Genomic DNA, 20,080 nt, shown 5'->3' with positions numbered 1-20,080 from the left:
ATCTTACATTTATTATTATATAATAATTATTATTAGTTGTAAATACCTTTTTTAAATTTTTTCTTTTATTTTTAATATCATTTAAGATAAAGGTTTTCTCAACATTAAATTTTATCATCTTAACTTAATATTCTGTATGTTTATTAATTATTTTATAAAATTCTAATTTATATTCTAAAGTAATTATATCTACCTATACTTATTAAAATTTTATTCTAAATTTAATTTATATATACTATCTCTAAAGTTTATTTAATAAAAACTAAATTATATACCTTTATTGTTTATGTAAATTTACTTAATTTTATATTATGATTAAGTTATAAAGTGTCTAAACATTAATATAAATTCATTAAAAAATAAAAAAGCTCGCTTATAAAGGCGAGCTTTTAAACTTATCTTATTTGAAATATCTATTTAATAATCCTGAGAAAGCCATTCCATGTCTTGCTTCGTCTTTACACATTTCATGAACTGTATCATGAATTGCATCTAAGTTTAATTGTTTAGCTAATGTTGCTAATTCTTTCTTTCCTTGACATGCTCCATGTTCTGCATTTACTCTAGCTTGTAAGTTAGCTTTTGTATCTGCTGCTACTACTTCCCCTATTAACTCAGCAAATTTTGCTGCATGTTCTGCTTCTTCCCATGCAATTCTCTTATATGCTTCTGCTACTTCTGGATATCCTTCTCTATCAGCTTGTCTTGACATTGCTAAATACATTCCAACTTCTGTACATTCTCCCATAAAGTTAGCTTGTAATCCTTCCATGATTCTTGGATCTACATCTTTAGCAACTCCTACTCTGTGTTCATCTGCCCAAGCTAAATCTCCACTTTGTTCAACGAATTTATCTGCTCCTACTTGACATAATGGGCACTTTTCTGGTGCTGCATCTCCTTCATGAACATATCCACATACTGTACAAACAAATTTTTTCATAATTAAAATCCTCCCTTTATTTACATCCACATTTTATTTAAAATTCTTTAAATACATTTATTATTGTTTTTGTAAGTTCCCATTTTCCTTTGAGGTATCTTACATTTATTATTATATAATAATTATTATTAGTTGTAAATATATTTTTAAAATTTTTCTTTTTTAATAATTATTTCTTTAGGTTAATTATACCAAATTAATTCAATTTGTTACATAATTATTTTTATTTTTTCAATATTTTTAAATTTGATATATAAAAAAGACATTTCTTAAGCAGATATCTTTTTACAAATTTTTGAACTTCACATCTAACCACTAATATTCTAAATACAAATAAAAAATCCATATTATCTGACAACTTTTACTTTAGTTAATATATTGAAAACTAGTTAAGAAGTATTGTATTTACAAAATACAATATATTTCTGCTCTTAATAGAAAATATTGAAAATTTTTTATTCAAATAGTATAATTTTTTAAAAAAGTACACTATTTTAAATAGTATATGATTAGGAGGTAAAATGCTATGTTTAATAATATTTTTAAGAACAAAAATAAGCTAATTAAAATAATGCACACAATTCTATTTATTATTACAGGACTATATATATTAGAATCTATATTTCTTATGGGTCTATTTACCAATCCTATTTTAGCTTGTATTAATATTATAGTAGGTATTATTACTTTAGTAATAGCAATCATAAAGAACGAGAATAAGTTAGCTCTTATCGATTTAGCTATTCTATTAGGAACTTCAGCAATATTTATCTATCTAATACAGTTATAAAAGAGAATTTCTTTTAGCTAGTGGTTCTCAATAGCAATCCCAAAACAAATTTTCACTGTCAAGTTGTTTATTATGCTTGTCACACTAAAAAAACTATTCAAATCTTAAAATGTACCCTATAGGATAGACAAGATAAAAAGTCTATTCTGTAAGGTACTTTTATGTATAATTAAATAAATAGAACTAGAATAAGATAAAATGAGCAATAAGATATTTACAGAAGAACTAGCAAACCTATCTAAAAAAGTTAGTAGTAAGGGATCTACATATACTGATAAATTTAAAAGAAGTTTTATAGCCGCAAATAATAATGGTAAGCTTCCAAGAAAAATATTTGAGGAACATGATTTTAATATAGAAATTTTAGATATGAAGCCTGTTAAATCAACTGGTAAAATATTACTCTCCGCATTCTGTAGAAATGGAGTATCACAATTACAGAATACTAGAAAATTTAACAGTTGAAGACCTAGTTACATAGAAACTTTAATCAAGATATCCCTGCAAAAGTGTTATTAACATATATAACTTATCTATTTTATAAAGATGGTGAAAAGGCTTATTTGTCGACGATTCTAAATGCATCTACAAAGATGAATTTATTCATTCAGATTAAGGTTCTTACTATACAAGTCCAATTTTTCAAATGAAACTTAAAATCGATGTCTAGACGAGGTAACTGTTGGGACAACGCCACCAGTAATCCTTTTTTGGACATTTGAAAGATTAAGCAAACGTTAAAGAATGTGAAACTTTTGAGGATTTAGTTAGAGAAATAGATGATTATATTGCCTAGCATAATAATTATAGGGCTCAATGGAATAAAAAAAGATGACTCCTATGACTACAGAAATCATCTTCTTAATGTTGCTTAGACTTTTTTAACTATCCTTAACAACGGGAATATTTTATCCATTGCATAGTTTTTTATTAATTTAAATTTTGTATATAGTCATCAACAAACTCTAAAAAATAATCCATTCCTTTCAGTCCTATTAATGGCATATGATTAGCTATTTGACTTCCAACTACTATTGGCATACTAGCTCTAAACTTCTTATTTGTAGAATCAGTCATTCTTAAAGTTATATCATCAGATATAATTAATTGATGATTCTTTTTACTAAATAAATCTATTCTTTCTTTTTCAGAATTTAAGGTAGTAACATTATCATCATTAATCCCCTTTATACTATGATTACAAACATAACTATCTATATTGAATCCAATTTCTTTTGCTATTTTCTTAAATCCTAACATTCTATCGTATTCACTATATATACTCATTGTTGGCTTGAAAATTTTAAGCATTCTTTTATACATAGGATAATGTTTAATACTCATTATACGTTTCATTACCTTTTGTTTCATTTCTATATTAATAGGTGTACTAATAATTTCTGATATTTCATTTAACCATTCTGATGTTCCTGAATATCCGTATGGTGCTCCATAAATATATGGTATATCATAATTTTCTTCCATATGTTTCGCAAGTGGTAATGCTTCAAAAGATGTAACAATATTTAATTCAGCTTTTACGCTATTTTTTATAATATTTTCACTTGTATCTACAGATAATGTTGCTATTACATCATAATCAAAGCTTTCTTTCATTAAATCTTTTATTTCATTAATATCAGAACGCATACGATAAGTGTACATAGATGCACCTAATATATTGTATGTGCCTTTAATTTTTTCTGTTTTTTCTCCTAACATTTTATGAAAAAGACTTTCATAAGCTATTTTTATACCATTTGAATAGTCTCCTCTAAATCCCCCATTTTCTAAAGCGTATAATTTGGTAGATACCTTAGGTTGAATAGCTCTACATACCCCCTTTAAATCTGTTCCAATTATTGCGCTTACAGATGAGGCAACAACAAAAATAGCTTTAGGACTTATCCATTTATCTACCTCTATAATTGCTTCTTCTAATGTTTCTGTACATCCCATTATTACATCATCTTCACTCATATGAGTTGCAAATAATCTATTTTCTTGCTCTACACCAATTTTCCCAAAAAAACTAGCACTATAATGCGTTGTTCCTGTCGGACCAAACTCTATAACTACAGTATCTTCTATAGATAAAAGTGTCCATAAAAGTCCCATTCTATCTGATGGAGTAGGTAAATATCTACATAAACTCATTTACTATACCTCCTTGATATTCTTTTGCTTCCTTATATGCTCTAATAAGTTCATCTACAAAAAATAGTACTACTTCCATTCCAACCATAGCTGATGCCATATCACTTCTTACAATAGCAATCCCCTTCTTAGCTAATCTTGTTGCATACTCATGTCCTAAATATAAATCAGGCTTTAATACATCATATATTCCTTGTAATGGTGCTATATTTGCACTTTTACATACATATGGATTTGTTGTATTTAATATACTATTTATATATTGATTATCCTCTTCGGTCATATATGATACTTGTATAAGTTGAGGTATCATTCCTAACTTTGTCATAAATGCATTCACTTCAAAGCATTGTAACGGTGTATTTCCATATATATACTTGGCTCCATTTAAAACTTCTTTTCCATATTCAACAATATCATTAGCTTTTTTATAAAGCTCCGTTATCTCATTTGGTAGCTCTAACTCTAATGTATCAAAAAGATTTTTATAAGTACTTAATATAGATTCTGGATTAGTAAATTTCTCAAATAATATATATGGTATTTTAAATTTACTCTTCATCTTTCTAGCTAATGGTAATCCTATAGAATTTGTTACAATATTAATATGTGCCTGTGGTGCTTTACGTATATCTTCTACATTACATCCTGGTAACATTAAATTAATATCTATATTGGACTCTATTAATATTTTTCCTAATTCACTTTCTTCGAACTTTCCACTTCTTTGACCAATAATATTTACCGATACTTTTTCAGATCTAATTTGTTTTTCCATTATACCTATACATGATGATAATGTCCTTTCTAATCCTATTATGTGGTTTTCCGATTTAAAGTGTTCAGTATGTACTGTTACAACGGGAATTCCATACTCTTCACCTAAAACATCTCCTAAAGACTCAACATCATCACCAATTAATTCAACTACACATGTGGTTATAAGAAACACTGCTTTAGGGTTATAATCTTCAATTAATTCCTTAAATGCTACTTCTATCTTTTTTTGACAACCAAAAGTCACATCATGTTGACTTAAAATAATACTTACACATCTTCCATCTATTCCACCATACATTTCAGATCTCATAGTCATTTGCTTAGTATAATATGAGCATTCATCTGTACCTATTACTACAAAAACAGCATCTTTTATCTCTTTAAGTAATAATGCAGATCCGAATAAAGGACAATGTGGTCCTGGAAATGATGCACTTGTTAATGATTTTACATCTTTTATATTATCTATATCACTTAATTTAGATAGTTTATTAATAATTTCAACTGAATTTATCATATATCTCCTTCTAAACCGCTATAATTTCCTTATATGCAATAATTGGTTTATTTCTTCCTTCTATTTTTATAATATCACAATCTACGTTATAAACTTCTTTCATCATTTTAGATGTTATTACATCTATAGGTGCCCCTTCATCATACTTCTCTCCATTTTTTAAAACTATGATTCTATCACTAACCTCTAAAGCATGAGATAAATCATGTAATACCATAACTACTCCTATTCCATGCTCAATGTTTAGCTTTTTAACTAAATTCATAGTTTCTAACTGATGGGAAATATCTAAATATGTTGTAGGCTCATCTAAAAATAATATATCTGGATTTTGAGCTAATACTGTGGCTATCCATACTCTTTGTGCCTCTCCGCCTGAGATTTCATTTATTGATTTCTTTTTTAAGTGACTTACATTAGTACACTCCATAGCCCAATTAACTATTTGATCACTATAATCTGTCTTCGTATCATACCACTTTTTATGTGGCATTCTACCATAACTCACAAGTTCTTCAACTTTAAAGTCTGGTGGTGCACAATGCCTTTGTGGAAGTACTGCTATCATCTTGGATAAATCTTTTCCTTTAAATTCTTCAATACTTTTATCATTTATATGAACGCTTCCATTACTACGTCTTAATAATCTAGTTATAGCTTTTAAAAATGTAGACTTTCCAGAACCATTAGGTCCTATTATAGTTGTAATTACACCTTTATATAATGCAGCATCTACACCTTTTACAGCCTTGTAATCTCCGTACTTTACCTCTATATCCTTACAATTAATTTCCACTTACTTTCCCCTTCTTTCTCAACATATATAAGAAAAATGGTCCTCCTATCATAGACATTATAGTTCCTACTGGAATATCCATACCTGGAACTATTGAACGTCCTACGGTATCAGCTAATAATAATATTACAGCTCCTAAAAGCATACTAGTCGGAACCATGATTTTATAATCTGAACCTACTATAATTCTTGCTATATGTGGTACAACAAGTCCAACAAACCCAATCATACCAACAGCACTTACTGTAGAAGCTGCTAAAAATGCTGAAATAGCTGATAAAACTATTCTACTTACATTTACATTAATACCTAGGTTTTTTGCCATTTCATCACCAAGTTGTAATGCATTTGCACTTTTTATGCATACTATAGCAAGCAATAATCCTATAGTTACATATATAAGTAGGGTTCTAACATTATTCCAAGAGCTTCCTGCTAAACTTCCATTTAAAAATCCCAAAACTCCTTGTAAATTATCAGAGTACATCATTTGTAAAAATCCATTATATCCTCCTAATACAGAGTTTATAGCAACACCTGAAAGGATTATTCTTACTGGGTCTATTCCGCCTCTCCATGCTAATAAATATATTAATCCACATGCAAGAGCAGCTCCTCCAAAGGCAAATACTGGAACCGCTGTTGTCATATGTGGAAATATTAATAATATAGTAGTTGCAGCGGCACCAGCACCTGCTGATACCCCTATTGTTCCTGGATCTGCTAAAGGATTTCTCATAACAGCTTGCAATAATGCTCCAGACACTGATAATGCTGCTCCTATTAAAATAGCCGAGATTATACGTGGTAATCTTAGATTATATATTATAATTTTAACTGGATTATTTTCTTCACTTAATAAATTATTTATTAACTCACTTAAAGAATATCTTGCACTTCCTATAGACATAGAAATAAGAGCTAGTACACACAAAATACAACTAAGAAGTAATATAACTGAAGTAACTTTTATTATAGATTTTGATTTTTTTTTCATCTCTTACTCCTGCCTCTTTTTTATTAGTTATTGATTTCTAATTTTTCATAAATTAAATCTATAAGGTCTGATATTTGCTTAACTACACCTATTCCTGTACTAGGCATATATCCTGATGATAAATAAACTACTTTATCATTGTTTATAGCTTCAAATCTTCCCCAATAAGCGCTGTTAGTAGTAAATTCTTCTTGTAAAATAGCCTTGCTATCTTCAACAGATGGAGAGCTTCCTATAGCTAATATAATATCTGGTGTATAGCCAATAGTAGTTTCCTGATCTAACGGAACCATTCCAGCATTATCATTTTCATATACATTTGTTAAACCTATCATTTCAGCCATTGAGCCCACAGTACCGCTTTTTGATTGTATATATTTAGTTGTAGCAAGTATCATAACTGATTTTCCTGCTAAAACTTTCTTGCTTTCTTCCATCTTTGTTTCTAGATCTTTAAAACGTTGCATTATTTCTTTTCCCACTTCTGAATCTTTTGCAAAGGCATCTATAATTACTTCCGCTTCTTGAATTACAGATTCATAAGTAGCTGAATGTCCACTATTTGTATAATAAACTGGAATATTAGAACTTTCTAAAGCTTCTCCATATTGCTCTTTAGATGATGATGGAATTATAACTAAGTCTGGATTTAATGCAATTACTGTTTCAATATTAAAATCATCAGACATAAGTGATAATAACTTTTCCCCTGTGTAATCGCTAGGTGTTTCAAAAACTGTTGATTTTGGTATTCCTACAAGTGAAGCTCCTACTTCAAATAGTAATGCAGTTGATGCTGCTGAGATAGATACTACTCTCTCTGGCTTTTTTTCTAGTACTATCGCTTCTGTAAATCCTTGTTCCTTCATTATGTCTGTATATTCTAATACAAATTGTTCTTCTTGAATTTCAATATTTGCACCTTCTGAATTTTTTGTTGAATTACATCCTGTGAATGCACCTACTAATAATGTTGCTGAAAGTAAAATTGATAATATTCTTGCTTTTTTTCTAATCATAATTTTAAATTCTCCTTACTTAATTATTTTTAATCTATAATTTTATTTGCTAATTCTGTATATACTTTTTTCATCTCTGAATTTTCTAGTAATTCAAATACAGTTCCACCTTTGTTTTCTGCTAATTGTATTTCTCCACTTCTTGGTATAACATGAGTTATTTTAGTTTCTATTTCTTCTACTGCTTTTTCTACTATACTAACTTCATTCTCTATATTTTTAGAATTTAATATTAATCCTTTTAATTTGGCATATCCTCTACTTCTAAAGTTTTTAATTGCTGAACTAATATTTGATGCAGCATATAATGACATCATTTCACCTGATGAAACTATGTAAACTTCTTCTGCATATCCACCTCTTATAGGCATTGCAAATCCACCGCAAACTACATCTCCAAGTACATCATATAAAATTACATCTGGATTATACGTTTCAAAAGCTTCCAACTCTTCTAACTTTTCAAAAGCTGATATTATACCTCTACCTGCACATCCTATACCTGGTGTTGGTCCTCCTGATTCTACACATAACACTCCGTTATATCCATTAAAAACTATATCTTCTAAAGAAAGGTCGTCCCCTTTTTCTTTAAGTTGTTCTAATACAGTTGGAATTCTCTTTCCTCCCATTAAATTTTTAGTTGAATCTGCTTTAGGATCACAACCTATTTGCATAACCTTAAATCCTAAATGAGATAAAGCTGCTGACAAATTAGAAGTTGTCGTTGACTTTCCTATACCACCTTTACCATATATAGCAATCTTTCGTACTTTTTTTTCCACCATTAATCCTCCTAAATTATTGTTAATCTTTCTTTAAATAATATTGCTGCACTTTTTATTTCTGATTCATTTGGATGAAGTGCTGCTATTTTATATCTTTTTAATTTTTCATCTGTTATAGAATGATGTGAATTAGAATCTAACTTTTTAAAAATCTCTATTAATTTAGGTGAAACTGCACCTTGACATATATATTTACCTATTACTTCGTTATCTTCTTTTATAATTTCTTCTCCATTAAGCAAACTATTAAAAGCATAACTTGAGTCTGGATAAGCTCCTAAGGTAGCAAATATACCAACTTTTTTATTTTTTATTGTTTTCATAAACTCTTCAGCTTCTTTATTAGGAGCACCTTTATCTACCCAATATCCAACTAATATTGCATCATACTTTTCAATATTTTTAGTTAAACTTATTTTATCTATTTCTATATTTAATTCACTGTCTTTAGTTAAATTTCTATAAATACCTTCAGCTAATTTTTTGGTATTTCCAGTTACACTTGAATAAGTAATTAAAATATTCATAACTCCTCCATCTATTGATAATTATTATCAATTTCTTTGTAATTCTATCATTTTCTAAAATCTAAGTCTTTAACTATTTTCTCTTCTTTTTTTATTATTTTTCACATTTTTACACCTTATTTACTGAAATTAATATTCATATTAATACTAAAAAAACTAAGAAACTATTGTAATATAGATAGTTGCTTAGCTTTTAAACATCTAATATTGGACTTATAAAAACATTTATTTTATTGATAACGATAATCATTTACTTTATTTTTGTCTCATGTTATAATCATCAAAACTTAAGTATAATTTTTTATTGTAATTAAGGAGATTCCCATGAAAAAGACTATAATCAATCATCTTCATATTTGTAGCTTAGTTTATTGTGGTAATACAAACTTAGCTATTAAACTATTTAATAAAAATTTAAAAAATTTAATATCAACTACTGGATTTGAGTATTGTAAAACCTTTATTTACTCTCTTAATTTTAGTATCTATAATTACATACTTGTTAAAGAAGGCGTTTCATTACATAAATGTTGTTTTAAAAATACTATTGAGAATTACGATTATTCTGATGTAAATTCCATAATAGAAATCGGACATAAAATAATAAATTCGTATAGCTATTGTAAAGATTATCTAAGTGAAAAATACTCTCATCCTGAAATTAAAAAAGCTATTTGTTATATTCATAAACATATAGATGAAAATATTTCTTTAAATGATATTTGTTCTATTGTAAATATGAATAAAACATATTTTTGTAGAGTTTTTAAAACTTATACTAACTATACATTTAGTGAATATGTAAATAGAGCAAAAATTAATGCAGCTAAGCACTTATTGTTAGACCCTCAGCTTTCTTTAGTTGATGTATCATTTTATTGTGGATTTAATAATTATACTTATTTCTGTAAATTATTTAAGAAAATAGTTGGTATGAATCCATTAAAATATAGAAATCTAAGAAATAAAACTGAAATTTTAGATATAAAAAAGTAAGTTCTTTATAATTTATAGAGAACTTACTTTTTCATCTTTACTTAATGGTTTGTTATCTCTCATAATGTAGCCACTATCAAGATCAGTAGTAATTTTATTAATAAATTTTAACCATTGTATTTACTTCTTAATAAAGCAATTTCTTTTTCATAACCCTCTAGTTCATTTGGTGTTTCAAGAAAAAATGGTATATTTTTAAGTTTTGGATGATTTATTATCTTGCTAATAGCCTCTATTCCTATAAATCCTTCCCCTATCTTTTCATGTCTATCTTTATGACTTTTAAAAGGATTTTTACTATCATTTAAATGTATTGCACATAATCTTTTCAATCCTATTATTTTATCAAATTCATCTAAAACACCATCTAAATCATTTACTATATCATATCCTGCATCATATATGTGACATGTGTCTAGACAAACACCTAAATGATCTTTTAATTCAACTTTGCTTATAATCTCTGCTATCTCTTCAAATGATCTTCCCACTTCCGTTCCTTTTCCTGCCATAGTTTCTAATAAAACCTTAGTTGTCTGCTCTGGCTTAAGTACATCATTAAGCATATCTGATATATATTTAATTCCTATCTCTATTCCTTGTTTAACATGACTACCAGGATGAAAATTATATAAATTATTAGGTAGGTACTCCATCCTAATCAAATCATCTTTCATAGTATTTCTTGCAAACTCTCTTGTTCTCTCATCTGCTGAACATGCATTTAAAGTATACGGCGCATGTGCTAATACTTTTGAAAATTTATTATCTCTAATTATTTCTAAAAGCCCTTCTATATCTTTTATATCTATTTCCTTAGCTTTACCACCCCTAGGATTACGAGTGAAAAATTGAAAAGTATTTGCACCTATTTTAAGTGCCTCAACTCCCATATTCTTAAATCCTTTTGTTGTTGACAAATGACATCCTATATTTAACATTAATTTATCCTCCATATTGTTTTATTATTAAAATTACTACTTTCTTCATTATACTAATCTTAGCTTAAGTAACATATTACTATACACAAATACATAAAATCAATATTTCTTTTTTAATATTTATTATTAATTAATTTCATTTTTTAAATATTTATATTTTAAAATTCTACTATATACTTTAATTATTCTTATTATTTATGTGTATATATTTAATTTTAATACCATAATATAAGTTAGACATAATCTAGATATTGATATAAATTTTTCAGTAACAAAAAATAAGATTCAAAGTATAAAACTTCAAATCTTACTTTTAATAATAATTAATATTTTATCTTATTTCTTTTCCAAAAGGCATTAAAGATAATTTAGCAAGTTTTAATGACTGTACTGCAAATGGTATACCTACTATTGTAATGCATAAAAAAAATGCACTAATTAAATTTGAGATACAAAGTCCTAACCCACCAAATATTAACCATAATATATTTAATATTAAATTTGTAGTATTTTCTTCTACAGTTATAACTTCTTTACCAAAAGGAGCTAATTGAAGTGATGCCATCTTAAAACATTGAACTCCAATAGGTATTCCTATTATTGTAATGCACCAAAATAATCCCGTAATTAGCCAACCTAAAGCATTAACTAACCCTCCAAATATAATCCAAATTATATTTCCTAAACACGACATAATTATTCTCCTATTTCTTCTCTATTGTTATTAATATATAAACTTTTATTATTTTGTTTACTATAATTAAGTATTTACTTTGTAGTTATTAACCTTATTGTATTTTCATCCTCTAGTGTATTTTCTTCCAAAACCCTATTAGATAACTTGCTTATTATAAGATAAAAAACTATTATTGATAAATTGAAAACCATCATAACTGTAAATGTATATAAAAATTGTGACATCTTAGTTAATGCTACAGGCGAATTTATTAAATAGCAATAATTTGCTCCTATAATTCTATCTATAAAAAATACAATTGAATGATAAATATTTGTAAAGATTAATACTCCCTTTAAATTCTTTATATTTAATTTAAATTCCTCAACAGATAAAATATACACTACTCCATATGCTAAAAGTACATGTCCAAGAAAATATGATATCTTTGTATAATGTGGAAAACTAAAAGGATCTGTTCCTGGAGATAATAAAGCAAATATAGTTCCAAAGCCTCCCCAGTAAACTGCTAAGACTTTTAATTTTTTATTATTTAATAATAACCCTACTGCTAATGATATAATTGCAACTCTACAATTATATAAAGGTAACCCCTCTCGTAATGTATTATATCCCGAAAAAATATACCAATTATATAATATAATTTGTTGTGCTAGTAAAATTATAGCTATAATATTTTTAAATTTACTTTTCTCTCTAAGCTTATCTTTAAAATGAATTATTAAAATACATCCTAATACAGTAATTAATAAGATAAAAATATGGGTTATTCCAAACATGTCAAATACATATCTATCTGGTTGAGTTCTAAAAAATTCTCTTAAAAAATTCATCTTTAAATTTATTCTCCCCCTTAATTATTTAATAATATAGACATATTAATATCATATTACCCAATAAAACTTAACTTATCAACACTTTATTACTTATAATTTTATTATTTTTTTAATTGAATTAAAGCACAATCTTCTATTGCATTCATTGAAACTTCTCTACAATAATCAATTATCTCTTTACTTTCAGCCCCTGGTTGAATTAATATATTTTTTATTCCTAATAAGTTAGCTTCTTTTAATATTTCCAATCCCAATTTTGGATTTACACATAAATCTATTGCATCTATTTTATAAGGAACTTCTGTTAATGTTTTGAACACATTCTCTCCACCCTTTGGATGAACTCCAGCTACTACATAATTTTTGCTTTTAAATTTTTCTAATATTTTATATGCATACTTACTAGTATTAGTAACATCTCCAATAACTACCCAATTTTTTAACTGAATCATTTCTTTTATATTCATTAGTTTCCTCCTTAATATATTCCTTTTCAATATATAATATTATTTTTTTCTATTTTTAGCAATAATATTCTATCAACGCATTATTTTTTAGTATAAATATAGTATAATTTAAGTATACTAACTAAATTTCTTGAATCTGTTAAGTTGTTATAAAAAAATAGCTTAATAAATCTTAGAATTTCTCGTTCTTTGAAAATTATATAAGTTTGATTATTTTTGTGTATAGGAAATAGACCTGCAAAAATATAATTTTTTCCAGCAGGTTAATCGAAAATATTTAAAGGTACTATGAAGCTATAAACCAAGATTGTCTTGATATATTATTGCTAGCGAAGCCAGCAACTTCGGCAGGTGTAAGGTTATTCAATGAACCATGGGATCTAATAAAGTTATAGTGAAATATAAACATAAAAATAAGATTATTAGCTTTTTCAAATGAATTAAATCCTTTTTTAGATTTATACCAAGCCTTAAAGGTTTTATTAAAGGATTCTATAAGATTATTGTTTATATCACTAGACATTGGTTTTACAGGTAAATGTTTTGTATTCGGCAATAGCGTAGCTATCGCTTCGTTATAAGCTGGCCATCTGTCTGTTACTAAGTTAAATGGAGAACCATATTTTTTAACTTCATTTATTAGAGAAAAAGTAGAGTTTTCATCTCTATATTTGCTTAAATGAAAAGATACTATAAAACGTGTTTCGGAGTCTATAACTAGCCATAGATAGTGCTTTATACCATTAATAAAAACAATAGTCTCATCAGCATTCCAGTCGTCAGATTGTAAATCTACTTGATGTTTAAATTTATCAACTTTCAGTTTGAAGTAAGGAGCAAATTTATTACTCCAATTAGCTACAGTTACATGAGATACTTTGATATTAAATGTATTCATAAGAAACTGAGATATAGCTCTAGTTGATGTATTGTTTAAATAGTATAAAGTTAAGGCAGTAATAATCAATTGTAAAGGAAATCTCATGCCTTTCATAGAAAGTGATCCGGTAATAGCTTCGCTAGAAGCTGGATCAATATTAAAATTATGATGATTAACTATAATATGGTTAAATTTTTTATTATTACATTTATAGCGATTATAATGTTTGTAGGAATGATGTAAGTAAGTGCCTTTACCGCACTTAGGGTATCTAGGATAGTTTTTTAAAACTCGGCTACTGACTTTGTCAGGAGCGAATTGTCGCTTGCAATTTTGGCATTGATATTTTTGATTAGCCTGCTTGTCTAAACCAAACTTATATAGTTTATTTGAATGACAGCGAGGACATTTATGTTCATTGTTCTTCTCTCCTTTTCTAGGAGGAAATTAGTTCTTGTCAAACTTATTGTATTTCTTAGAGTTGAGAAGAGCAATGTTCATATAACTTAACAGATCGGAATTTCTTCTTAGGGGGACATAATATGAAAACTGCTTTAAAAATACTATTTTTTTTACCAACTATTATTTTTGCAATACTTATAATTCTTGATTTATTTGATTTTACTTATGAACTATTTAAATTTAAAAAAACATCTTCTAAGTTAAAGTTTAAGTATATATCTAAAATTGAAACCAACAACAAACTTTTTTTAATTTATGGAATTATAATAATTTTAATCACTATTTTTTCTAGACATATTGATTTTTATAGTTTTGCAGGTTTATATTTTATAGTAATATAGAAAGTCTTTTGTGCCAAAAACCTGATCTTTCCGAATCAAAGAAAAGAATATTACTTATAAGAAGTGAAAATAAAAAAGAACTTAAATTATTTGCAAATGAAAAGAATTCTAATTTTTTGATTTCTTATCTTAAAGCTAAAAATGATAAAATATCAATTAATTTTGAACAACTTTAATAAAAACCCAACAGATAATATTCATATCTGTTGGGTTTATTTTTATATAACAACAAAGGTATTTAAGTATTCTTCTTTTATTGGTCCCTTATTTCTAAGATATCTCTTCATAGCCTCAATTGCTGTAACTTCTAATTTTTCTCTATTTTCTCCTAAGTATTTAGGAACTGCTTATTCTGTTATATAGCTTACACTATATGACTTTTCTGTGTTTAATTCTTCTCCCTCTACAAATAACTTTTGTACTCTATGTCCCTTTGGATTTTCTATAAGAATATATGCTTTTACCCCTATTGCTCTTGGCATAAATCCACCTATTTGACCAAAAGGGTTTTTACTATAAGTTTGTTCTATCATAGTTTTTAAAAGTTCTACTATTTCATAGCCTTTTAAAAATATGTATGTACTCTTATTTTCTAATAAAATATTGTATCTGTTGACTTTATGATGACAGATAATATATAATAATTTATAATTAATTAAAAATTTAATATTTTATTGCATTGAATAGGAGTAGTACTATATACTTATATCTTTAGAGAGTTGCTGTTTGGTGAAAAGTAACGATATAAATATAGGAACTTGCCTAGGAGCTTACTTGTCAAAAGCAAGTACGGGATATTCCCGTTATTTATTTAAGCGAGAAAATTTACTTAGGTATATTTATCTAGTATTTTTTCTAATAAGAGTGGTACCGCGAAATAATGTCTTTCGTCTCTTAAATAGAGATGAAGGACTTTTTTTTATAAATAAAAATATAGGAGGACTTAAAATGAGTAACTATGGAACTACCATTGATAAAAAATGGCAAGATAAATGGGAAGAAACTAAACTTTATAAATTCGACCCTAATAAAGAAGGGGAAAAACTTTACGTATTAGAAATGTTCTCATACCCTTCAGGTAGCCAATTACACGCTGGTCACTGGTTTAACTATGGACCTGTTGATTCATGGGCTAGAATGAAGAGAATGCAAGGATACAATGTATTCCAACCAATGGGATTTGATGCTTTCGGCTTACCAGCTGAAAACTTTGCAATAAAAACTGGAATCCATCCTAAGGATTCAACTGATAAAAATATAGTAAACATGGAAAAGCAATTAAAAGCTATGGGTGCTATGTTTAACTGGGAGAATGAAGTTATAACTTGTAATCCTGATTACTATAAATGGACTCAATGGGTATTCTTAAAACTTTATGAAAAAGGATTAGCTTATAGAAAGAAAGCACCTGTAAATTGGTGCCCATCATGTAATACAGTTCTTGCAAATGAACAAGTTGTTGAAGGTGCTTGTGAAAGATGCTCAACAGAAGTTACTAAAAAGGATTTAACTCAATGGTTCTTAAAAATAACTGATTATGCTGATGAACTTCTTGAAAAACTTGATACTTTAGATTGGCCTGAAAAAACTATAGCTATGCAAAAACACTGGATTGGTAAATCAACTGGTGCTGAAGTTACTTTTAAAGTTAAAGATTCTGATCTTAAATTTGATGTTTTCACAACAAGAGTTGATACTTTAAATGGAGTTACATATGTTGTTTTAGCTCCTGAAAATCCATTAGTAGATAAACTTACTACTGCTGAAAATAAAGACTCTGTTGAAAAATATAAAGATGAAGCTAAAAAGCAATCTGATATAGAAAGACAATCTCTTTCTAGAGAAAAAACTGGTGTATTCACCGGCTCTTACGCTATTAATCCAATTAACGGAAAAGAAGTTCCTGTTTGGGTTGGAGACTATGTATTAGCAACTTACGGAACTGGTGCTGTTATGGCTGTTCCAGCTCATGACGAAAGAGATTTTGCTTTTGCTACAAAGTTTAATCTTCCAATTGAAAAAGTTATAACTAGCAAAAATGGTAAAGAAGTAGAACTTCCTTATTGTGAATATGGGGTTTTAGTAAACTCTGGTGAATTTGATGGATTAACTACAGAAGAAGCTAAAATTAAAATAGTTGAAAAGTTGGCTTCGATAGGCTTAGGTTCAGCTAAGGTTAACTATAGATTAAGAGATTGGTTAGTTTCAAGGCAAAGATATTGGGGTGCTCCAATTCCAATGATCCACTGTGAACATTGTGGAACTGTACCTGTTCCTGAAAATCAATTACCTGTGGAGCTTCCTTACAATGTTGAATTTGCTCCAGATGGAAAATCTCCACTTGCTAAATGTGAAGATTTTATAAATACAACTTGTCCAAAGTGTGGAAAACCAGCTAAAAGAGAAGCTGATACTTTAGATACATTTGTATGTTCATCATGGTATCAATTGAGATATCCTGATAATAAAAACTCTGAAAAAGCATTTGATAAAAATATAGTTAATAAGATGCTTCCTGTTGATAAATATGTTGGAGGTCCTGAACATGCTTGCATGCATCTTCTTTATGCAAGATTTATAACTAAAGCATTAAGAGATATGGGGTATTTAGACTTTGATGAACCATTTAAGTCATTAACTCACCAAGGTTTAATCTTAGGTCCTGATGGATTAAAAATGAGTAAATCTAAAGGAAATACAATTTCACCTGATGACTATATATCTGAATATGGTTCTGATGTATTTAGAATGTATCTAATGTTTGGTTTTGCATACACTGAAGGTGGTGCTTGGAGTGATGACGGACTTAAATCTGTTGCTAGATTCGTAGATAGAATCGAAAGATACTTAGAAATATCTAGGGAAGCTATTAACAGTTCTGAAAATAACAAGAACACTATTGATAAAGCTGAAAAAGAATTAAATTTTTGGCTTCATAATGCAATTAAGGGAGTAACTGAAGATAGTGATAAAATGCAATTCAATACTGCTATTGCAAGAATGATGGAATTTGTTAATGCTTTATCAAAATATATTCAAGAAGATACTAAGAACTTAGATTTCTTAAAAAATGTTATAAAAGATTTCTTAAAGATATTAGCACCTTTTGCTCCTCATTTTGCTGAAGAACAATGGAGTTTATTTAATCTTCCATTCTCAATATTTAATGAAGCTTGGCCTAAATTTGATGAGAAAGCTTTAGTGAAAGATGAAGTTGAAATAGCTATTCAAGTTAATGGTAAAATTAAAGCTAAAATAAATGTTTCTACAGACCTTAATGATGAAGGAATAAAAGAAGCTGCTTTAGCTGATGAAAAAGTAATAGCTGCTATAGATGGTAAAAATGTAGTTAAAGTAATTGTTATAAAAGGAAGACTTGTAAATATAGTTGTAAAATAGATAAATAAAAACATCCTATATCTATACTATTTAAAAGTATCTGATATAGGATGTTTTTATTTATATTAAATTTGTGTGTTAAATGGTACTAGCTCATCATTGTGCTTTTTATCTAGATAATAAACTACTTTAAATGCTATAACTTGTACTGCTAATATTCCTACAATAATTAATGCATAGGCTAAAAATAACTCTTCTGGCAATGCATTTATTATAGGATCTGTATATGGATCAAAAAGCCAATAGTTATTATTAAAAAATATTTTATGAAACACTATAAAAGCTTTTTTAAAATCTATAAGCATCATAATTATTATAAACCCAAATATTGAAATTATCATATTTGAAGCATAATTTAAAATCTTTACTACATTTATGGCATTATACAACATCTTTATTAATTTAAATAACATAAAAATTATTATTGATATAAGAATTATTATATAAATCTTCATAAAAATATATTTAACCTCCATAAAATGAATTTCACCAGTTTTGCTCATTGTAAAATCGGGAAATTTTAATTCATTTATAAAAGGATTATTTAAATATTTTATCATTTCATTATAATTTTTCATTAAATTTTCTTCTGATAATCCTGTTAATTTATCTAAATTTAATTTTGTAATAGCAAATCTATATACTATAGTTAAGTTTAATGTTGCTATTACTGAAATACCTATTGAAAAAAAACTGGTGATAATCCCTAAAAATATATTTAAAAAATTTTTATAAAGATTTTTTTCTTTATTTCTCTTTAGAGTCATATAGCCTCTCCCCTATCTTATTCCTTAAATACAGTTTTAAAATTACTCCAATGCTACTTTAAAATCTGACAATACACTACTTACAAGTTTTGTATCTAACTTCTTATAGTATGTTAATAAACCTTCTTCCTTAAGAGCTTCGAATATTTCTCTACTCATTTCCATCCAATTTTCTGGTATAAACACCCAAACAATTTCTTCATATCTACAACTCAGTAAAAAATGTTCCATTCCCCAAAAAGAATACTCCTCTATCCTATGAAGATTATTAAAATGAATATAATCCTTAACTACTTTCTTAGTTAATTTATACTCATATATATCTACATAAAAGAAATCAAAATCTTGAGATTCTGCTTTAAATGCATCTTCATTTAAAATTTTTATCTTTTCATTTTCCTTGAAATTATTTTTATAAAGTTCTATAACATCTTTATCTATTTCATAAACAATAATTTCTTTAACACTATCTTTTTTGGCCATTTCTTGTACTACATAACCAAGTCCTAAACCTACAATTCCTACTTTACCAACAGCTCTACTAATTGGCATATATGAACTCTCTATTTCTAGTGGAGTTATTCTCATCCATATATTTTTAGGTCCATGTAATTCTAATATATCCTCTTTAATTACCCCTTCTTTTTCATACATGTATCCTTTAATTATTCCTTCTAACCATTTTATCTTTTTAATCTCAAAGTCACCTATTTTCCCTAGAGATATTTTTTCATTATATTCTCTAATCTTCTCTATAACATATTTTTTTTCGTATGGCTTCAAAATTTCTTCTATCCTTTCTTCACTATATTTCGCTATATTTTATTAATATATAGTTATTATAATTTGATAGACTATAATCATCTCAATATTTTTAATAACATTTTATAATTCAATATTCATATACTACTAATTATATTGGTAATAAATTGAAATTACAATATCTATTTATTACATTTTTATTATATAATATTTCCAAA

General features: G+C 27.2%; 21 protein-coding genes, 2 pseudogenes and 1 other annotated feature. Of the genes and pseudogenes, 7 read left to right on the top strand and 16 right to left on the bottom strand.

Annotated elements, in window-relative coordinates; translation table 11 throughout:
- Positions 1 to 400: 400 nt before the first annotated feature.
- Complete coding sequence (locus CP523_RS11375) at positions 401 to 943, bottom strand: NADH peroxidase (protein ID WP_066673255.1); 543 nt, start codon at positions 941 to 943, stop codon at positions 401 to 403.
- A 526-nt stretch (positions 944 to 1,469) separates the two neighbouring features.
- On the opposite strand from CP523_RS11375, the gene CP523_RS11370 reads away from it, so the two are divergent.
- From CP523_RS11370 to CP523_RS16625, 3 genes and pseudogenes are all read left to right on the top strand, one after another.
- Entirely contained in the window at positions 1,470 to 1,733 is a 264-nt protein-coding gene (locus CP523_RS11370) for a hypothetical protein (protein WP_066673253.1), read from the top strand.
- A gap of 198 nt (positions 1,734 to 1,931) precedes the next feature.
- The gene (locus tag CP523_RS16630; protein WP_066673251.1) at positions 1,932 to 2,198 is read left to right on the top strand and encodes a hypothetical protein; all 267 of its coding nucleotides are present in this window, start codon (positions 1,932 to 1,934) and stop codon (positions 2,196 to 2,198) included.
- A gap of 8 nt (positions 2,199 to 2,206) precedes the next feature.
- Positions 2,207 to 2,608, top strand: a pseudogene (locus CP523_RS16625) (IS3 family transposase); the annotation flags it as partial.
- A gap of 55 nt (positions 2,609 to 2,663) precedes the next feature.
- Here the strand turns inward: CP523_RS16625 and CP523_RS11360 are convergent.
- The 7 genes from CP523_RS11360 to CP523_RS11330 are packed head-to-tail and all read right to left on the bottom strand — an operon-like array spanning position 2,664 to position 9,314.
- Positions 2,664 to 3,890 (bottom strand): nitrogenase component 1, encoded by a 1,227-nt coding sequence (locus CP523_RS11360; RefSeq protein ID WP_066673250.1) that lies wholly within the window; start codon positions 3,888 to 3,890, stop codon positions 2,664 to 2,666.
- Entirely contained in the window at positions 3,877 to 5,187 is a 1,311-nt protein-coding gene (locus CP523_RS11355) for a nitrogenase component 1 (protein ID WP_066673249.1), read from the bottom strand. The genes CP523_RS11360 and CP523_RS11355 overlap by 14 nt, the downstream gene beginning before the upstream one ends.
- A gap of 10 nt (positions 5,188 to 5,197) precedes the next feature.
- The gene (locus CP523_RS11350; protein ID WP_083089347.1) at positions 5,198 to 5,983 is read right to left on the bottom strand and encodes an ABC transporter ATP-binding protein; all 786 of its coding nucleotides are present in this window, start codon (positions 5,981 to 5,983) and stop codon (positions 5,198 to 5,200) included.
- Complete coding sequence (locus CP523_RS11345; RefSeq protein WP_066673247.1) at positions 5,973 to 6,980, bottom strand: FecCD family ABC transporter permease; 1,008 nt, start codon at positions 6,978 to 6,980, stop codon at positions 5,973 to 5,975. Before CP523_RS11345 ends, CP523_RS11350 begins: the two co-directional genes overlap by 11 nt.
- A 23-nt stretch (positions 6,981 to 7,003) precedes the next feature.
- Positions 7,004 to 7,999, bottom strand: coding sequence for an ABC transporter substrate-binding protein (locus tag CP523_RS11340; protein ID WP_066673245.1), 996 nt, complete (start codon positions 7,997 to 7,999; stop codon positions 7,004 to 7,006).
- Positions 8,000 to 8,028: 29 nt separating this feature from the next.
- A complete protein-coding gene (locus CP523_RS11335) occupies positions 8,029 to 8,784 on the bottom strand; it encodes a nucleotide-binding protein (RefSeq protein ID WP_227909528.1) in 756 nt (251 codons plus the stop codon).
- 11 nt (positions 8,785 to 8,795) lie between these two features.
- On the bottom strand, positions 8,796 to 9,314 hold the full coding sequence (locus CP523_RS11330) for a flavodoxin family protein (RefSeq protein ID WP_066673241.1): 519 nt from the start codon (positions 9,312 to 9,314) through the stop codon (positions 8,796 to 8,798).
- A 324-nt stretch (positions 9,315 to 9,638) separates the two neighbouring features.
- Between CP523_RS11330 and CP523_RS11325 the strand changes: the two genes are divergently transcribed.
- Positions 9,639 to 10,310: a helix-turn-helix domain-containing protein gene (locus CP523_RS11325; protein WP_083089346.1), complete on the top strand. Its 672-nt coding sequence runs from the start codon at positions 9,639 to 9,641 to the stop codon at positions 10,308 to 10,310.
- Between the two features lie 107 nt (positions 10,311 to 10,417).
- On the opposite strand, the gene CP523_RS11320 is transcribed toward CP523_RS11325, so the two are convergent.
- From CP523_RS11320 to CP523_RS11300, 5 genes and pseudogenes are all read right to left on the bottom strand, one after another.
- Entirely contained in the window at positions 10,418 to 11,251 is an 834-nt protein-coding gene (locus CP523_RS11320) for a deoxyribonuclease IV (RefSeq protein WP_066673239.1), read from the bottom strand.
- A 331-nt stretch (positions 11,252 to 11,582) separates the two neighbouring features.
- The gene (locus CP523_RS11315) at positions 11,583 to 11,945 is read right to left on the bottom strand and encodes a YccF domain-containing protein (protein WP_066673237.1); all 363 of its coding nucleotides are present in this window, start codon (positions 11,943 to 11,945) and stop codon (positions 11,583 to 11,585) included.
- Between the two features lie 74 nt (positions 11,946 to 12,019).
- On the bottom strand, positions 12,020 to 12,781 hold the full coding sequence (locus CP523_RS11310) for a YwaF family protein (protein ID WP_066673236.1): 762 nt from the start codon (positions 12,779 to 12,781) through the stop codon (positions 12,020 to 12,022).
- Between the two features lie 104 nt (positions 12,782 to 12,885).
- The gene (locus CP523_RS11305; RefSeq protein ID WP_120140864.1) at positions 12,886 to 13,251 is read right to left on the bottom strand and encodes a CoA-binding protein; all 366 of its coding nucleotides are present in this window, start codon (positions 13,249 to 13,251) and stop codon (positions 12,886 to 12,888) included.
- A 286-nt stretch (positions 13,252 to 13,537) separates the two neighbouring features.
- A pseudogene (locus tag CP523_RS11300) lies at positions 13,538 to 14,542 on the bottom strand (IS6 family transposase); the annotation flags it as partial.
- Between the two features lie 131 nt (positions 14,543 to 14,673).
- Between CP523_RS11300 and CP523_RS11295 the strand changes: the two are divergent.
- Together CP523_RS11295 and CP523_RS16005 are read left to right on the top strand one after the other, a co-directional pair.
- Entirely contained in the window at positions 14,674 to 14,934 is a 261-nt protein-coding gene (locus CP523_RS11295) for a hypothetical protein (protein ID WP_120140863.1), read from the top strand.
- An 8-nt stretch (positions 14,935 to 14,942) separates the two neighbouring features.
- Positions 14,943 to 15,110, top strand: a complete 168-nt coding sequence (locus tag CP523_RS16005) for a hypothetical protein (protein WP_162925977.1) — start codon at positions 14,943 to 14,945, stop codon at positions 15,108 to 15,110.
- A gap of 171 nt (positions 15,111 to 15,281) precedes the next feature.
- Here CP523_RS16005 and CP523_RS16400 read toward each other — a convergent pair whose 3' ends face one another.
- Positions 15,282 to 15,536, bottom strand: a complete 255-nt coding sequence (locus tag CP523_RS16400) for a 5'-nucleotidase C-terminal domain-containing protein (RefSeq protein WP_227909625.1) — start codon at positions 15,534 to 15,536, stop codon at positions 15,282 to 15,284.
- Between the two features lie 68 nt (positions 15,537 to 15,604).
- Positions 15,605 to 15,832 (top strand) — a binding site (T-box leader).
- A 50-nt stretch (positions 15,833 to 15,882) separates the two neighbouring features.
- Between CP523_RS16400 and leuS the strand changes: the two genes are divergently transcribed.
- Entirely contained in the window at positions 15,883 to 18,333 is a 2,451-nt protein-coding gene (gene leuS / locus CP523_RS11285; protein WP_120140862.1) for a leucine--tRNA ligase, read from the top strand.
- 65 nt (positions 18,334 to 18,398) lie between these two features.
- Here the strand turns inward: leuS and CP523_RS11280 are convergent, their stop codons facing one another.
- Positions 18,399 to 19,100, bottom strand: coding sequence for a TIGR01906 family membrane protein (locus tag CP523_RS11280; RefSeq protein ID WP_083089343.1), 702 nt, complete (start codon positions 19,098 to 19,100; stop codon positions 18,399 to 18,401).
- A 42-nt stretch (positions 19,101 to 19,142) separates the two neighbouring features.
- Positions 19,143 to 19,883 carry a spermine/spermidine synthase domain-containing protein gene (locus CP523_RS11275; RefSeq protein WP_066673231.1) on the bottom strand — a complete coding sequence of 247 codons (741 nt, stop codon included), beginning with the start codon at positions 19,881 to 19,883 and terminating at the stop codon, positions 19,143 to 19,145.
- Positions 19,884 to 20,080: the final 197 nt, after the last annotated feature.

Source organism: Clostridium septicum, from assembly GCF_003606265.1.
GTDB lineage: Bacteria > Bacillota > Clostridia > Clostridiales > Clostridiaceae > Clostridium > Clostridium septicum.
Note: the sequence above shows the minus strand (reverse complement) of the source record. Positions and strands in the feature narration are given on the sequence as shown.

Excerpts from the sequence above, each read along its gene's own strand:
- CP523_RS11375 (WP_066673255.1), bottom strand. The coding sequence starts at position 943 with ATGAAAAAATTTGTTTGTACAGTATGTGGATATGTTCATGAAGGAGAT.
- CP523_RS11345 (WP_066673247.1), bottom strand. The coding sequence starts at position 6,980 with ATGAAAAAAAAATCAAAATCTATAATAAAAGTTACTTCAGTTATATTA.
- CP523_RS11320 (WP_066673239.1), bottom strand. The coding sequence starts at position 11,251 with ATGTTAAATATAGGATGTCATTTGTCAACAACAAAAGGATTTAAGAAT.
- CP523_RS11355 (WP_066673249.1), bottom strand. The coding sequence starts at position 5,187 with ATGATAAATTCAGTTGAAATTATTAATAAACTATCTAAATTAAGTGAT.
- CP523_RS11310 (WP_066673236.1), bottom strand. The coding sequence starts at position 12,781 with ATGAATTTTTTAAGAGAATTTTTTAGAACTCAACCAGATAGATATGTA.
- CP523_RS16630 (WP_066673251.1), top strand. The coding sequence starts at position 1,932 with ATGAGCAATAAGATATTTACAGAAGAACTAGCAAACCTATCTAAAAAA.
- CP523_RS11295 (WP_120140863.1), top strand. The coding sequence starts at position 14,674 with ATGAAAACTGCTTTAAAAATACTATTTTTTTTACCAACTATTATTTTT.
- CP523_RS11330 (WP_066673241.1), bottom strand. The coding sequence starts at position 9,314 with ATGAATATTTTAATTACTTATTCAAGTGTAACTGGAAATACCAAAAAA.
- CP523_RS11305 (WP_120140864.1), bottom strand. The coding sequence starts at position 13,251 with ATGAATATAAAAGAAATGATTCAGTTAAAAAATTGGGTAGTTATTGGA.
- CP523_RS11360 (WP_066673250.1), bottom strand. The coding sequence starts at position 3,890 with ATGAGTTTATGTAGATATTTACCTACTCCATCAGATAGAATGGGACTT.
- CP523_RS11370 (WP_066673253.1), top strand. The coding sequence starts at position 1,470 with ATGTTTAATAATATTTTTAAGAACAAAAATAAGCTAATTAAAATAATG.
- CP523_RS11340 (WP_066673245.1), bottom strand. The coding sequence starts at position 7,999 with ATGATTAGAAAAAAAGCAAGAATATTATCAATTTTACTTTCAGCAACA.
- CP523_RS11315 (WP_066673237.1), bottom strand. The coding sequence starts at position 11,945 with ATGTCGTGTTTAGGAAATATAATTTGGATTATATTTGGAGGGTTAGTT.
- leuS (WP_120140862.1), top strand. The coding sequence starts at position 15,883 with ATGAGTAACTATGGAACTACCATTGATAAAAAATGGCAAGATAAATGG.
- CP523_RS11280 (WP_083089343.1), bottom strand. The coding sequence starts at position 19,100 with ATGACTCTAAAGAGAAATAAAGAAAAAAATCTTTATAAAAATTTTTTA.
- CP523_RS11325 (WP_083089346.1), top strand. The coding sequence starts at position 9,639 with ATGAAAAAGACTATAATCAATCATCTTCATATTTGTAGCTTAGTTTAT.